Source organism: Ulvibacterium sp. (assembly GCF_965248315.1).
Classification (GTDB): domain Bacteria; phylum Bacteroidota; class Bacteroidia; order Flavobacteriales; family Flavobacteriaceae; genus Ulvibacterium.
Genome location: NZ_CBDFIX010000002.1, coordinates 95326 through 110839, shown reverse-complemented (window position 1 = coordinate 110839; position 15514 = coordinate 95326). Strand labels below are relative to the sequence as shown.

Here is a 15514-nt window from a genome sequence, read left to right as displayed (position 1 = left end):
ACGGAATTCCAAAAAGTCAATTGTTAGCTGTGTATCCTATTGCTTCACCTAGTAAGGTGGCAGAGGTACAATCGTTTATTCTTACGTTTACAAAATCCCCAACCCGAAAGTTTTCCTTGGGAAAGACTACAACGGTATTTTGGGAATTACGCCCCATCCAATGGGCCTCCGATTTTTTGGAAGACCCTTCTATTAAGATTTCCTCAATTTTTCCCAAATGCTGCTGGGTTCTATAAAGCCCGTGCTTCTGTTGCAGATCTATAATTTCCCGTAACCTTCTTTTTTTGGTTTCACTGGGGATGTCATCCTTTAATTTTCGTGCTGCCAGGGTGCCTGGCCTTTCGGAATAGGCAAACATAAAACCGAAATCATACTTTACATATTCCATTAAGGATAATGTATCCCTATGATCTTCTTCGGTTTCCGTGGGAAACCCGGCGATCATATCCTGACTTATGGCACAATCCGGCAATATTCTGCGGATGTTCGCTATCAATTCAAAGTATTCCTCACGGGTGTGTAAACGGTTCATCGCTTTTAGAATGCGATTACTGCCGCTTTGTACCGGTAAGTGAATGTAATTACATATATTATTGTACTTGGCCATGGTCTCTATGACATCTAAGGTCATATCCTGCGGATTGGAAGTAGAAAAACGAATACGCATTTTGGGCTGTGCAAGAGCTACCATTTCCAATAACCCGGCAAAATTAACTGCAGTGGCTTTCTGTATTTCCGATGCTTTTTCAAATTCTTTCTTAAGTCCGCCCCCATACCATAGGTAACTGTCCACGTTTTGCCCTAGCAATGTTACCTCCTTGAACCCTTTTTTCCAGAGATCATTTACCTCGGCCACTATGGAAAGCGGGTCTCGGCTTCGTTCGCGACCTCTCGTAAAGGGAACTACACAAAAGGTGCACATATTGTCACATCCCCGGGTTATGGATACAAAAGCGGTTACGCCATTCGAGTTCAATCGGACAGGGGCCACATCACCATAAGTTTCGTCCTTGGAAAGGATAACGTTTACGGCATTTCGGCCTTCATCGATTTCCTGTATAAGATTGGGCAGGTCTTTATAGGCATCCGGACCTACCACCATATCGACGATCTTTTCCTCTTCCAAGAGCTTATCCTTTAACCGCTCCGCCATGCAGCCCAATACGCCTACCTTCATATGGGGTTTGGTTTTTTTTACCGCATTGAATTTTTCCAAACGTTTTCTAACGGTGGTCTCAGCTTTTTCGCGAATGGAACAGGTATTTACCAAAACCAAATCGGCATCCTCGAGGACGTTGGTTGTATCGAATCCTTGTTTAGACAGGATAGAAGCCACAATTTCACTATCGGAAAAATTCATTTGACAGCCGTAACTTTCTATGTACAACTTACGTGTATTGCCCTGGTTGCTTTCCAAAGTAAGCGTGCTGCCCTGAACCGATTCGTCAATTACTTTCTCCATGGAATACCTATCTATCTTTCGTGGAACTAAAGAAGGCAAAGATAATACTAAATTCAAAGTTGTGACATAATGACAGGTTGTTTTGCAAAATTTTATGTATTATCTAGCCATTTAGGGGCATGCCCTATTGTTTATCCAGATGATATGGCTATAGTAAATACAGCAAATTTACAGGGTGTTTCCCAAAATTCTGTGGTATAAAAACCCGGCAGCTGGTATCTGCAAGAATAATAAGTGATGATGCCGGAAATCAATTTTCTTAGGATTGTCATTGCAAAATAACGCAACGGTATCCCATAACATGCATCTATTGTACAACAACCCAATAAATAAATATGTTATGAAAAAGAAATTGCTATTGCTACTTGTGGTAGCTTCGTTGGGGTTCATTTCCTGCGACGATAACGAGGACGATGGGAGGTATGCGGACTACCTAGTAGCGCGCCCATTGAAGATTACCAAGACCGAATTTAAAAATGGAGTGGATGTTATAGCTCCTTTGCCCATTGAGGAATCGGGAAAGATTTATGCTTATCAGGATTACATTTTTGTCAATGACAAGTACAGGGGTGTTCACGTCATAGACAATAGTAATCCAAATGCCCCAAAAAAGATTTCCTTTATTAAGATCGCCGGTAATGTGGATATTTCCGTAAAGGATGATTATCTATATGCGGATAGCCTCATGGACCTCATCGTTTTGGATATTTCGGACATTACCAACATTACTATCGTGAATCGATTGGAAAATGTACTCAGGGACAATGTAATTTGGCCTTTGGGCGTCGATTTTTTTGAACAGACGAATTTTGATTATGAGAATGAAATCATTGTGGGGTGGGAAGTGGTTACAGAGCGTCGTCTAATTTCCGAATACGAGGAACGTTTTCTAAACAGAGGGGATGTTTTGTTTGCGGAAGCGGCAAATGATGCAGGTACTGGACAAGGCGGTTCTTTGGCGCGGTTTAAGATTGTTGGCGATTTCCTTTATGCTGTAGATAGCCATAACATTAATATCTTCAATATAGAAGATCTGGAAAATCCACAGGATTTAGAGGATGTCTATGCCGGGTTTGATATTGAAACAATTTTTAATCGTGGAGAACATTTGTTTCTTGGGAGTATGCGTGGAATGTATATTTATGATATTTCTTCCCCTGCCACCCCTACATTTGTATCGGAGTTTCAACACGGCACCGCTTGTGACCCTGTAGTAGTGGATGGGGATTATGCCTATGTTACCCTCAGAGGTGGTAACGGTTGTGGCGCAACGGAAAGCGGATTGTTCATTGTGGATATCTCCAATATCTCCAGTCCGGAACTAAAAATTTCCTATCCTATGGACGGCCCATACGGACTTGGTATAAAGGATGAAAAGCTTTTTGTTTGTGATGGTGAATCAGGTCTTAAGGTGTACGACAAGACTAATGTGGAAGATTTGGTATCCCTAAACCATTTTAAGGACATTTTTACATTTGATGTCATTCCTTTGGATAATTCCCTTTTGATGGTGGGAGATGAAGTGTTGTACCAATACGAATATTTGCAAGATGATATTAAATTAATGAGTACGCTACAGCTTGATTAAAACATTATATAAGTACAGAAAAAGCCCCGGAATTCCGGGGCTTTTTTATGCAAGACTATAGCGTGGATAGTTTCAAATTAAAAATTTCGGTTACTTTTGTTCCTTCAAAAACCATTGCATGGCAAAGAATTTAGTGATCGTTGAGTCGCCCGCCAAGGCAAAGACGATAGAGAAATTTTTGGGAAAGGATTATAAGGTAGAATCCAGTTTTGGACACATTGCGGACTTACCTTCCAAGGAGCTTGGCGTAGATGTAGATAATAATTTTGAGCCCAAATATATAGTAGATAAGGAGAAAAAGGCATTGGTCAAGAAATTAAAGAATCTTGCCAAAAAAGCGGATACCATCTGGTTGGCCAGTGATGAAGATCGTGAAGGGGAAGCCATTTCTTGGCATTTGACAGAGACATTGGATTTGGATAAGAAAAAGACCAAGCGCATCGTTTTTAACTCCATTACCAAATCTGCTATCCAGAAAGCCATTGAGAATCCACGCGATATCAATTACAATTTGGTTAACGCTCAACAGGCGAGGCGGGTATTGGATCGCTTGGTGGGCTATCAACTCTCTCCCGTACTGTGGAAAAAAATTAAGCCGGGACTTTCGGCCGGGCGGGTCCAATCGGTTGCAGTTAGACTGATCGTTGAGAGGGAACGTGATATAGAGGTATTTAAGCCAGAAGCTTCCTTTAGGGTTTCGGCAGAATTCAAGACCGGCGATGGAGGTGTGTTTACGGCTAAATTGCATAAGACCTTAGCATCCAAGGATGAGGCAGAAGCCTTTTTGAAAAAGAACCTTGGAGCTATTTTTTCCGTAGGCAACCTAGATAAGAAACCTGCAAAAAAATCTCCATCAGCACCATTTACTACCTCTACCTTACAGCAAGAAGCCTCCCGTAAACTCTATTTTTCCGTAGGACGTACCATGCAGGTTGCCCAACGCTTATACGAGGCCGGACTTATAACCTACATGAGAACGGACAGTGTTAACCTCTCCGGTGAAGCTATCGCTATGGCCAAAGAAGCTATCATTGAGAATTATGGGAAAGATTACAGCAGCGTAAGAAATTTTAAGGGAAAGTCAAAAGGTGCTCAGGAAGCGCATGAAGCCATTCGGCCTACCAACATAGCCAACCAATCGCCATCCTTGGAGCGGGACCAGTCCAAATTGTACGAACTTATTTGGAAACGGACCATTGCGTCACAAATGAGCGATGCCCAATTGGAGCGTACCAATGTCAAGATTAAGTCGAACACTCATGGCGAGGAATTCACGGCCAATGGGGAGGTAATCAAATTTGATGGCTTCCTAAAGGTATATATGGAAGGGATTGATGATGAGGATAGGGGCGAAGAACAGGAAGGCATGTTGCCGGCCATGAAAGAGGGTGATCTTTTGGAGAATACATACATTTCGGCTACCGAACGTTTTACAAGACCGCCATATCGGTTTACCGAAGCATCTTTGGTAAAGAAATTGGAGGAACTTGGTATTGGAAGACCTTCCACATATGCGCCTACTATTTCTACCATTCAAAACAGAGGCTACGTGGAAAAAGGTACCATAGAAGGCACGGAAAGGAATTACATTCAATTAGTATTGGATTCCGGAAAAATACAGGAAAAGAAGCTTACCGAAACCGTGGGTTCCGATAAGGGCAAGCTCGTTCCCACGGATATAGGCATGATTGTAAATGACTTTTTGGTAAGTCATTTCGCCAATATTTTGGATTACAACTTTACCGCTAAGGTCGAAGAAAATTTTGATGAAATTGCCGAGGGTGAAGAGGATTGGCAAAAAATAATGCAGGACTTTTATAAGGATTTTCGGCCTAATGTTGAGCACGTGGAGGAAAACGCCGATCGCGCCAGTGGGGAGCGAGTATTGGGCACGGACCCCGATACAGGTAGGCAGGTGGCCGTACGTCTTGGAAGATTTGGACCTATGGTTCAAATAGGAACAGTAGAAGAGGAGGAAAAGCCTTTGTTTGCAAGTCTTTTGCCAGACCAGTCCCTTAACACTATTACCTATGAAGAGGCCATGGAGTTGTTTCAACTTCCCAGAAAGTTAGGAGCTTACAAAGGAGAAGACATAGAAGCTAATGTGGGTCGTTATGGTCCGTATGTTCGTTTTGGAAAGAAGTTTGTTTCCTTGGAGAAGGGCGAAAGTGCTTTTGATGTGGATTTGGAAAGAGCTATTGAGCTCATTAAGGAAAAAGAAAAGGCGGATGCCCCCATTGCGACTTATGAAGGCAAGGAAGTTACCAAAGGCAAGGGAAGGTTTGGACCCTTCATCAAATGGAATGGAATTTTTATCAATGTCAACAAGAAATATGATTTTGATAATTTATCCCAAGGGAATATCGAAGAACTGATCGAGCTTAAAAAGCAAAAGGAAATTGATAAATTGATACAGGAATGGCCAGAGGAGGGTATCCGGATCGAAAAGGCCAGATGGGGAAGACACAATATAATAAAGGGTCGTACCAAGGTAGAGTTGGCCAAAACGGTGGATGTTTCTAAAATCAAATTGGAAGAGGCCAAGGAACTTTTGGCAAAAAAGGCTCCGAAAAAAAGATCCAAGGCAAAGAAGAAGTAAAAAACATCATAGTCGGCAATTCTAAATTCAAAACTAAGGATACTGCGAAAGTCCAAAACTCTTGTGCTTGCAATTGACACGGTAACTTTTTAGTTTTGAACAACGAACAAATAGCCCGATAACCCAATATTTACCTTCATGGCTTTCGATTTTTTAGTGCCGGTTGCGGATAAGGTCCTTGCCCATTGCGAATTGTTGCCTCCCCAGGCCCTTGGAAAAAACATATACAAGCATACGGAAAAAGAGGGCCTGCCGGTTTTGGCCAACGCATCCATGGCCATAGTGGGCGTTTTGGAATCCAGGAACGCTTTCGTAAAAAAGCATGAAAAACTGGATGTTTCCAACATCAGGATTCAATTATACAAGTTATTGCAGGGGAACTGGAATTCCACCCTTGTGGATATGGGAGACATAGAGGAGGGAGAGACCGTAGATGATACATATTTTGTAGTTAGGGAAATCGCTGCAGGTCTTTTGGAAGAAAACATTGTCCCTATTATAATCGGCGCTACCCAGGATGTTACCTACCCTACCTACCGTGCCTTTGATGGCATAAAGGATTTGATAAACCTAGTAGCGGTAGACAGCCGTTTCGATTTTGGAATACAGGACGAATTGATATCTTCCAATTCTTACATGAGTAAGATAATTACGGACAAGCCTAATAACTTGTTCAATTTTTCCAACATTGGATATCAAAGTTACTTTAATGCCCAAGAGGAAATTGACCTTATGGATCGTCTTTTTTTTGATGCCTATAGATTGGGGGAACTCACCCAAAATATGTCATTGGTAGAGCCGGTATTGCGAAATGCACATGTGGTAAGTATAGATGCCCGCTCCATAAAGGCCGGTGAAATGGGGGTGCTTTCCCATGACTTTTCCCCGAATGGGTTTGATGGTAGGGAAATCTGCGCTATTGCCAGATATGCAGGCATTAGTGACAAAGTCTGTTTATTCGGCATTTATGAAATGGAGAATACGGTACAATCCGGTCAACTTGTAGCTCAGATAATTTGGTACTTTATAGAGGGGTATAATTACAGGATTTATGAATCTCCTTATGCCAAAAATGAAAACTTCACAAAGTACAACGTACCCACTGAAACGGAAGAGTTGGTCTTCTATAAAAGTCACCTTACAGAAAGATGGTGGGTAGAGGTGCCTTCAATTTTAACTTCACATACTAAAAAGGAATCATCGGCGTTATTACCATGCGCCGAAAAGGACTATTTGGACGCTTGCGACCAGAACATTCCAGAAAGGTGGTTCAAGGCCTATAAGAAGGGCCTTAATTGATCAAAAGTTTTTTTAGAGGATAATTGCTTTCGATACAATAATTTACTCAAAACGTAGTTTTAGAGAGTAGAATAAATATTTGTGTTTGCAGTTTATAACCGAAATCGAAATTTAACCTAAAGTATGAAGAAGCTATTGTTATCATCCATAGCGTTTGTTTTTTTGCTCACAAGTTGTGGGTCTAAAACGAAGGGAGAGCTAGTTGGAGCCAAAGGTAAAAAATGGTATCCCGAGAAACCCTATGGAATGGAATTGATTCCCAGGGGATCTTTCATTATGGGTAAGACCGAGGAAGATATGGCAAAGGTTCTCAATGCCCCGACAAAGACCGTTACCGTACGTTCCTTTTATATGGATGACACGGAAATTACGAACAGTGAATATCGTCAGTTTGTGGAATGGGTAAAGGATTCCATTACCAGAACAAGATTGGCCATTCTCGCCGATGAATTGGGACTAGGTCCGGAAGATGGGGGAATTGGGGAGTACGCATTTAAAGACGCCGATACCTCCAAAGTTTCCGCATACGACAAATACATGTTGGACAACTACTCCGGAATGGGAGAGACAGGATATGAAGGAAGGGGATTGAACAAGGATGAAGATCTTATTTGGGACACTTCGGAATATCCGGACGAATACTATACCGAGGTCATGGATTCTTTGTATATTCCTGAGGAGGAATCCTATAATGGACAAAGAAGCGTAGATGTTACCAAACTAAAGTATAAATATAGTTGGATGGATATTGAAGCCGCTGCTCGCGCCGCCAAAAAAGGAAAGGGCAGTAGAAGGGACTTTATCCGTCAGGAAGAATTGGAAATCTATCCGGATACGACCGTATGGATCAGGGATTTTGAATATTCCTATAACGAACCCATGCATAATGATTACTTTTGGCATGATGCGTACAGTGATTATCCTGTAGTCGGGGTATCTTGGAAGCAGGCAAAGGCCTTTTGTAACTGGAGGACCAAGTTTAAGAATGATGATCAGAAGAGCCGTGGAAGGCAATTTGTCAACCAATTTAGATTGCCTACCGAAGCGGAATGGGAATACGCCGCCAGAGGTGGTATTGAAGGTGGAACCTATCCTTGGGGAGGCCCTTATGTAATTAGCGATACAGGTTGTTTCATGGCCAACTTTAAGCCACAGCGAGGGGATTATGCAGCCGACGCCGCCTTATACACCGTGGAGGCAAAGTCTTACGAGCCAAATGATTTTAATTTGTACAATATGGCCGGTAACGTATCCGAGTGGACCAACTCCAGCTATGATCCTGCATCCTATGATTACGTTTCTACAATGAACCCCAATGGCGGAGACGGTGGAAATGCAAGAAAAGTTATCCGTGGTGGATCTTGGAAGGACGTTGCATATTTCCTTCAAGTAAGTACCAGGGACTACGAATACAAAGATTCCGCAAGGAGCTATATAGGTTTCCGAACCGTTCAGGATTATATGGGCGAAGAGGATTCAACACAATAGAATATTTAAATCTTAAATACAAATCCCGATAACTATCGGAAAACCATCAAATTTTAACCAAATACTTATTTTAACAGTAAACTTAAATTAAATTTTAAATTATGGCACAGTCAAAATCAACAAAGAAATTGTTTAACATGGCCTACGGCCTTGGGGCATCTGTAGTAATTATCGGTGCGTTGTTCAAAATCCTTCACTGGGAGTTCGGACCTCTTAACGGTGGAATTCTTCTAGCGATAGGACTTATTACAGAGGCACTTATTTTTGCGATCAGTGCATTTGAACCAGTAGATGATGAATATGATTGGTCTTTGGTTTATCCTGAATTATCCGGTGGAGCTTCCAACGGAAAGAAAAACGAGTTGGCCGAGATGAAAGAAGCTGAGACTTCTTTATCCAAAAAATTAGATGACCTTTTAAAAGAGGCCGGTGTAGATGCCAATCTTATGGAAAGCTTGGGTGACAGTATCCGAAATTTTGAAGGAGCCGCCAAAGGTATCGCCCCTACAATGGATGCCATGGAGTCTACCAAGAAATATTCCGATGAAATGGTTCAGGCCGCCGCTCAAATGGAATCTTTGAACAGCTTGTACAAAGTTCAATTGGAGAGTGCAAGTAAGCAAGCCTCTGTTAACGAGGAAGTAGTGCAGAATGCCAGTGCCCTTAAGGAGCAAATGGAATCTTTGGCTACTAACCTTTCTTCTTTGAACGGTGTTTACGGAGGAATGTTAACCGCAATGAACAGAAACTAATTGGATTGAATTCCTTAAACCCAAATCAGATTAATTAATTAAATCCAATTAGAAAATATGGCTTCAGGAAAACAGACGCCACGTCAAAAGATGATCAACCTAATGTACCTGATCTTCATTGCGATGTTGGCCTTAAATATGAGCAAGGAAGTTCTTGCAGCGTTCGGGATCATGAACGAACGGATGGAAGCTTCCAATGTAAAGACGAAAGAAAGTAATGAAGCTTTCTTGGCCAGTCTAGAAACAAAGGCATCCGAGGATTCCGCAAAATATGGGGAATTGTATCAGAATGCCCAACAAATAAAAACCTTGTCCCAAGAGTATTACGATTATTTGGAAGGTCTTAAATCAGAAATGATGAAAGATACCGAAGATCCAAAGGATTATACGGTAATGGACAAGTCCGACTATTTAGATCAACAATTCTTTCAAGGTGACAACTTAACTGAAGGCGGTAAGGAGTTTATGAAAAGGATTACAGATTATCGCACCCAAGTAGCAGCTATTGTTCCTGCGGGAATCAAGGAATCTATTAAAGCTCGTTTCGAAACAGGTGATGCCAATGGTAAAGTTGAAAAGCGAGATGGTACCAAACAAGATTGGATCAACTATCACTATGAAGGCTTTCCACAGGTTGCTTCTTTGGCCAAGTTGACCGCGCTCCAAGCGGATGTCAAGGCAACAGAGGAAGACGCTTTGAAATCTATGTTGGAAGGAGAGCTTACCAGTCAGGTTTCCTTAAAGAACTTTGCTACCTCTCTTATGGCTACGAAGTCCGCTTTCTATAGTGGTGAGAAATATGACGGTAAGATAATTATCAGCAAGACCGACAATTCCTCTACACCTGTTAAGGCAGAATTAACCTTGGACGGTAGAAAGTTGACAGATGGAAAGGACTATCGTTTGGAAGCAGGCGGGGTTAAATTGCTAATAGGCGCCGGAGCTCCTGGCGACCATACTGTAGAAGGTACATTATATTTCATGCAGGATGGTGAGGAGATTCCCGTACCTGTGAAAAATGCCTTTGCAACAATCAGCAAACCTAACGCTGCTTTGATCGCTGCCGATAAGATGAACGTAGTGTATCGTGGCGTATCTAATCCAATGTCGATTTCAATTCCAGGTATACCTAACAATAAGGTAACTGCATCAGCACCAGGTCTTACCAAAAGAAACGGTAGTAGTTATGTAATGAACCCTGGAAAAGGAAGGACTGTTAAGATTGTAGCATCCGGTATTTTGCCCGATGGTCAGCGTATCTCTACTCCTGCAACCTTTAGGATCAAGGATATTCCAAGGCCTTCAGGATCTGTAAGTAAGCAGTCCGGTAGTCTAAAACTACCTAGAAGAAACTTGGAAATCGCTACGATCAGTGCCATGTTGGAAGATTTCGACTTTGACTTGAACCTTGCCGTTAGTGGATTTAAATTTAAAGTACCCGGACAGCCAACAGTTGCCGTTAATGGTAACAAATTGGATTCTAGGGCCAAATCCGCTCTAAAACGTGCAAAAAGAGGTGATGCCGTTCAGATATTCGATATCAACGCTTACATCACAAATAACAAAAGTTACAAATTGAAGAAAGTATCTCCGGTAGTTGTGGAGATAACAAATTAATAACGATTAAAAGCCGGGTGGCCATAACAAGGTCGCCCGGTAATTTTAAAAGGAGTAAACAATGAATTGGAAGAATGTTTTATTGATCGGAGCCCTTGGTTTGTTGCCCGTATCCATAATGGCCCAGGCGAATATATTAAACGCCAAAAAACCTGAGGATATTGGGAAAAAGACCGAGGCGCAAAAAACGATGGACAATGACGCTCCCTTGGAATATGGTTACGTAGACGATAGGGACATCCTCTGGTCCAAGACCGTATGGGAAGTAATTGATCTGGACGAACGTGTAAACTTTCCATTGTACTATCCCATAGACACCGTGGATATTGGTGCCGATAGAAGATCCTTATATGATGTTTTGATGAAGAACATTAAAAATGGTAAACTTCAGGATGTATATGTGGATTCCTATTTCACTGAAAAACGAACTATGGGTGATTTAAGGGCTACGTTGCAAAAAGTGGATACCACGGATTATGGTTACGAACAATTAAATGCGGGCGAGGAACTTTCCCAGGAATTTGTAATCCGTAGGGATCTTACGGCCGCAGATATTGAAGAATACCGTATAAAGGGAATCTGGTATTTTGATAAGCGTCAAGGTGAATTGAAATACCGTCTATTGGGACTTGCTCCCGTAGCTCCGGATGTCAACTTCATAGATGACCAATCCATGGATCCCGGTGATGCCAAGGTAGAATTATTTTGGGTATGGTACCCCGGTGCACGACAGATTTTGCACGATGCCAAGGTATTCAACCAAAGAAATTCCGCCCAGCCCATATCTTTTGATATGCTTTTAAACGCTAGAAGATTTAATGGTGTTATCTATCGTGAGGATAATGTTCATGGAGACCGCGAAATTAATGATTACATTTCCGAAAATGCCCTGTTCCAATTGCTGGAGGCCAACCGTATAAAAGAGGTCATCCGAGATAGGGAGCAGGATATGTGGGCCTACTAATGGGAATTCAAAACTCCAATTAGTAATTCCTCAAAAAAGATTACATTCCAATTCAATATAATTAAAATGCCCTTACCAAATCGTAAGGGCATTTTTCTGTTCCGTATATTCTTCCTCTGCCCTTAGACACTATCTCTGGAAAGACAACTACAATTTCTACCTTTGCCCTATGTTGGATTATATAGTTGTGGGCTTAGGCCTTGCGGGCATTTCGTTCTGCGAGTGGTTGGAAAGGAGCAATAAATCCTTTGTAGTCGTTAGCGATAATTCCCAGACTTCATCCGTTATTGCGGGCGGACTTTACAATCCGGTGATTCTAAAACGTTTTACATTGGCCTGGAAAGCCCATGAACAATTGGAGAAAGCCATTCCCTTTTATCAGGGATTGGAAGAAAAATTAAAAATAAAACTGGATTTCAAGGTTCCCGTGCTTAGGCGGTTCGCCTCTGTTGAGGAGCAAAATTTATGGTTTCAGGCTGCGGACAAAAAAGGATTATGCAATTTTTTGTCCACAAGGCTTGTACAAAATGAGAATCCAATGATCGATGCTCCTTTTAGGTTTGGAGAAGTTTTGCATACGGGTAGGATAGATACGGCAAACCTATTGAATTCCTATGCCAATTATTTAATGGAGCAACAATTGTTTCTGGAGGAAACCTTTGATTATAGTGCGCTCAAAATTTCGAAAGAGCACGTAGAATATAAATCCATAGAAGCAAAGCAAATTGTTTTTGCGGAAGGATTTGGATTAAAACACAACCCCTATTTTAAATATTTGCCACTTAATGGTACCAAAGGAGAGCTCCTTACCATAAAGGCCTCGGCACTAATGGAAAATAGGGTCATAAAGTCTTCTGTGTTTATTATACCCTTGGGTGATGGCCTATATCGTGTTGGGGCTACATACAAATGGAAGGACAAATCCAATATACCGACCCAGGAAGCAAAATCCGAGCTGTTACAAAAATTGGATACCTTCCTTACCTGCAATTATGAGGTAGTGGATCATGTAGCCGGGATACGGCCCACGGTGACCGATAGAAGACCCTTGGTAGGCAGGCATCCCAAGTTCGGCAATCTATTTGTCCTGAACGGTTTTGGGTCAAGGGGGGTCATGATTGCGCCATTCGCCTCAGAAAAGCTATATGAAGCCATTGAAAAAAAAGTGCCAATACCGGAGGAAATGGATATTTCCCGTTTTACAAGGAAACATTTTGAGTGTTCGGATTAACTGCTTTTGCATCGTATTTAACAAAGAAGTTTATCCAAATATTTCGGGACAATCTTATGATTACGGGTAAAAAGAATACCAGGGTTCCTACAATGGCTATAAAAGCATTGAGCAATGATAGGCCTATAAACAAATAGGAAATAACGAAGGCTGCTACGGCAAAAGCTACCCCTACGGCATAACTTACATACATGGCACCATAAAAAAAAGAGGGCTCCATTTTATACTTTAAGTCACAGTGTGAGCAGCGTTCTTGCATTTTAAAAAGATTGCCCAAATGATACGGGTTCTTGTCCACGTACATACTTTCCTGGTGGCATCTTGGACAACATCCTGTTAAAATACTATAGAGTTTGTTCCCTTTTTTTAACATTTGCAAAAGTTTTAGGCAAAGGTAAAGTTTTGCCCATTCCTGAACGTTACAAAAGTCACAAAATGCTCAATGTCCATAATCTTTCCGTTTCTTTTGGAGGAGAATACCTTTTTAAGCAAGTTTCATTTCGCCTAAATGGGGGTGATAGGGTAGGACTTATCGGAAAGAACGGGGCCGGGAAATCTACCTTATTAAGACTACTGTCCAAGGAGATGCCACTGGATTCAGGAACTATTGCCATTGAAAAAAATGTGAAAATCGGTTTTCTAAGACAGGACATCGATTTTGAACAAGGCAGGACGGTTTTAGAGGAGGCGTATCAGGCTTTTGTGGAATTGAAGGCCCTGGAATCGAAATTGGATGAAATAAATCTGCAGCTCGCGGAACGTACGGATTACGAAAGTGAAGACTATCATCAACTGATTGTGGATTTGAATGACGTTACCCATCAATATGACATTTTAGGGGGTTACAATTATCAAGGCCAAACGGAAAAGATATTACTTGGCCTAGGGTTCAAACGTGAGGATTTCCATAAAAGAACCGATACTTTTTCGGGTGGATGGCGGATGCGGATCGAATTGGCCAAACTCCTGTTGCAGAACAACGATGTGCTATTATTGGACGAACCGACAAACCATCTGGACATTGAATCCATAATTTGGTTGGAGCAATTCCTCATTAATTATGCCGGCGCCGTCGTGATAGTATCACATGATAAAATGTTCTTGGATAACGTAACAAATAGAACTATTGAGATTTCCTTGGGGCGTATTTACGATTATAAAAAGCCGTATTCCAAATATTTGAAGCTTCGGGCAGAAATGAAGGAACAACAATTGAATGCCCAAAAAAATCAGGAAAGGGAAATACAACAGGCGGAGCGCCTCATCGAAAAATTCAGGGCAAAATCTACAAAAGCCTCCATGGCACAGTCCCTGATCAAGAAATTGGACAAGATGGAACGCATTGAGGTGGATCAGGAAGATAATGCTGTTATGAACGTGCGTTTTCCTATTTCCGTGACACCGGGGAAGGTAATCGCGGAAATTGACAACCTCTCCAAGAGTTATAGGGAAAACCATGTCCTTCAGGCCATAAATCTTTTGATAGAGCGAGATAGCAAAACGGCATTTGTAGGCCAAAATGGGCAAGGAAAGACCACATTGGCTAAAATCATAGTCGGGGAATTGGAGCACCAAGGCAGCATTAAGTTGGGCCATAATGTGCAAATCGGATATTTTGCACAGAACCAAGCGGAGTATTTGGAAGGGGACAAAACCGTTCTAGATACTATGATAGACGCTGCCAATGAAAAGAACAGGAGTAAGGTAAGGGATATTTTGGGCTCATTTCTTTTCAGTGGTGATGAGGTAGAAAAATATGTGAAAGTACTCTCGGGGGGAGAAAGAAATCGTTTGGCGTTAGCCAAAATGCTTTTACGGCCCTTTAACGTGTTAGTCATGGACGAGCCCACCAATCATTTGGATATTCGGTCCAAGAATGTACTTAAACAGGCTTTGATGAATTTTGAGGGCACCCTGATATTGGTTTCGCATGATAGGGACTTCCTACAGGGACTCACCAACAAAGTCTATGAATTTAAGGATAGGAGAATCAAGGAGTATTTGGGCGATATCGATTTTTATTTGGAACAACGCCAAGTAGATGGTTTTAGGGCTATTGAGCAAAATCAAGATATAGCCAAGAAAATGGTTAGAAATGAGAAAGCGGGAAATTCTTTCAAAGATCAAAAGAAGTTGAAATCCCTTAAGAATAAACTCAGCTCCATTGAAAGTAAGATATCCGATTTAGAAAAAGAGTTAGCGGAAATAGATCACAATCTCCTTATGGACTATGACACTACTATAGCCGCGCCCAACTTTTTTGATGATTACCAGAAAAAGAAGGAAACGTTAGAGGCGCTTATGAAAGACTGGGAGCAAATAACATTGACCTTGGATGAATTTTCTTTGTAGGAAAATTTCTTCACCCACTTAATTTTAGTACACCACAAAATACCGAGCTTTCACAACAAAATAGGGCATTTCGTCGATATTTTTTGCTTTTTATCCCCTATTGGAGTTACTTTGTAGGGTAATTCTTTATTTCATAAGTCTAAATCTTACTGTCGGTCCATA

11 protein-coding genes are annotated in these 15514 nt (G+C 41.5%); 9 read left to right on the top strand and 2 right to left on the bottom strand.

Going from position 1 to position 15514, the window contains the following annotated elements:
* Nucleotides 1-16 precede the first annotated feature (16 nt).
* Nucleotides 17-1462 (bottom strand): tRNA (N6-isopentenyl adenosine(37)-C2)-methylthiotransferase MiaB, encoded by a 1446-nt coding sequence (gene miaB / locus ACP2AF_RS01995; RefSeq protein ID WP_425234570.1) that lies wholly within the window; start codon nucleotides 1460-1462, stop codon nucleotides 17-19.
* A 340-nt stretch (nucleotides 1463-1802) separates the two neighbouring features.
* Between miaB and ACP2AF_RS01990 the strand changes: the two genes are divergently transcribed.
* The 8 genes from ACP2AF_RS01990 (at nucleotide 1803) to ACP2AF_RS01955 (ending at nucleotide 13000) form a co-directional block, all read left to right on the top strand.
* The gene (locus tag ACP2AF_RS01990; RefSeq protein ID WP_425234569.1) at nucleotides 1803-3050 is read left to right on the top strand and encodes an LVIVD repeat-containing protein; all 1248 of its coding nucleotides are present in this window, start codon (nucleotides 1803-1805) and stop codon (nucleotides 3048-3050) included.
* Between the two features lie 118 nt (nucleotides 3051-3168).
* Nucleotides 3169-5649: a type I DNA topoisomerase gene (gene topA, locus ACP2AF_RS01985; protein ID WP_425234568.1), complete on the top strand. Its 2481-nt coding sequence runs from the start codon at nucleotides 3169-3171 to the stop codon at nucleotides 5647-5649.
* Between the two features lie 138 nt (nucleotides 5650-5787).
* Complete coding sequence (locus ACP2AF_RS01980; protein WP_425234567.1) at nucleotides 5788-6948, top strand: formimidoylglutamase; 1161 nt, start codon at nucleotides 5788-5790, stop codon at nucleotides 6946-6948.
* A gap of 123 nt (nucleotides 6949-7071) precedes the next feature.
* Entirely contained in the window at nucleotides 7072-8436 is a 1365-nt protein-coding gene (gene gldK / locus ACP2AF_RS01975) for a gliding motility lipoprotein GldK (RefSeq protein ID WP_425234566.1), read from the top strand.
* 101 nt (nucleotides 8437-8537) lie between these two features.
* Entirely contained in the window at nucleotides 8538-9188 is a 651-nt protein-coding gene (gldL, locus tag ACP2AF_RS01970) for a gliding motility protein GldL (protein WP_120710610.1), read from the top strand.
* A 57-nt stretch (nucleotides 9189-9245) separates the two neighbouring features.
* Nucleotides 9246-10805 (top strand): gliding motility protein GldM, encoded by a 1560-nt coding sequence (gene gldM / locus ACP2AF_RS01965; protein ID WP_425234565.1) that lies wholly within the window; start codon nucleotides 9246-9248, stop codon nucleotides 10803-10805.
* A gap of 61 nt (nucleotides 10806-10866) precedes the next feature.
* Nucleotides 10867-11769: a gliding motility protein GldN gene (gene gldN / locus ACP2AF_RS01960; RefSeq protein ID WP_425234564.1), complete on the top strand. Its 903-nt coding sequence runs from the start codon at nucleotides 10867-10869 to the stop codon at nucleotides 11767-11769.
* A gap of 169 nt (nucleotides 11770-11938) precedes the next feature.
* Nucleotides 11939-13000 (top strand): NAD(P)/FAD-dependent oxidoreductase, encoded by a 1062-nt coding sequence (locus tag ACP2AF_RS01955; protein WP_425234563.1) that lies wholly within the window; start codon nucleotides 11939-11941, stop codon nucleotides 12998-13000.
* Here ACP2AF_RS01955 and ACP2AF_RS01950 read toward each other — a convergent pair.
* The gene (locus ACP2AF_RS01950) at nucleotides 12969-13373 is read right to left on the bottom strand and encodes a DUF983 domain-containing protein (RefSeq protein ID WP_425234562.1); all 405 of its coding nucleotides are present in this window, start codon (nucleotides 13371-13373) and stop codon (nucleotides 12969-12971) included. The genes ACP2AF_RS01955 and ACP2AF_RS01950 overlap by 32 nt on opposite strands.
* Nucleotides 13374-13435: 62 nt before the next feature.
* On the opposite strand from ACP2AF_RS01950, the gene ACP2AF_RS01945 reads away from it, so the two are divergent.
* On the top strand, nucleotides 13436-15352 hold the full coding sequence (locus ACP2AF_RS01945; protein WP_425234561.1) for an ABC-F family ATP-binding cassette domain-containing protein: 1917 nt from the start codon (nucleotides 13436-13438) through the stop codon (nucleotides 15350-15352).
* The last annotated feature ends 162 nt before the right edge of the window (nucleotides 15353-15514 follow it).

Excerpts from the sequence above, each read along its gene's own strand:
- gldK (WP_425234566.1), top strand. The coding sequence starts at position 7,072 with ATGAAGAAGCTATTGTTATCATCCATAGCGTTTGTTTTTTTGCTCACA.
- ACP2AF_RS01945 (WP_425234561.1), top strand. The coding sequence starts at position 13,436 with ATGCTCAATGTCCATAATCTTTCCGTTTCTTTTGGAGGAGAATACCTT.
- ACP2AF_RS01980 (WP_425234567.1), top strand. The coding sequence starts at position 5,788 with ATGGCTTTCGATTTTTTAGTGCCGGTTGCGGATAAGGTCCTTGCCCAT.
- miaB (WP_425234570.1), bottom strand. The coding sequence starts at position 1,462 with ATGGAGAAAGTAATTGACGAATCGGTTCAGGGCAGCACGCTTACTTTG.
- gldN (WP_425234564.1), top strand. The coding sequence starts at position 10,867 with ATGAATTGGAAGAATGTTTTATTGATCGGAGCCCTTGGTTTGTTGCCC.
- topA (WP_425234568.1), top strand. The coding sequence starts at position 3,169 with ATGGCAAAGAATTTAGTGATCGTTGAGTCGCCCGCCAAGGCAAAGACG.
- gldM (WP_425234565.1), top strand. The coding sequence starts at position 9,246 with ATGGCTTCAGGAAAACAGACGCCACGTCAAAAGATGATCAACCTAATG.
- gldL (WP_120710610.1), top strand. The coding sequence starts at position 8,538 with ATGGCACAGTCAAAATCAACAAAGAAATTGTTTAACATGGCCTACGGC.
- ACP2AF_RS01950 (WP_425234562.1), bottom strand. The coding sequence starts at position 13,373 with ATGTTAAAAAAAGGGAACAAACTCTATAGTATTTTAACAGGATGTTGT.
- ACP2AF_RS01955 (WP_425234563.1), top strand. The coding sequence starts at position 11,939 with ATGTTGGATTATATAGTTGTGGGCTTAGGCCTTGCGGGCATTTCGTTC.
- ACP2AF_RS01990 (WP_425234569.1), top strand. The coding sequence starts at position 1,803 with ATGAAAAAGAAATTGCTATTGCTACTTGTGGTAGCTTCGTTGGGGTTC.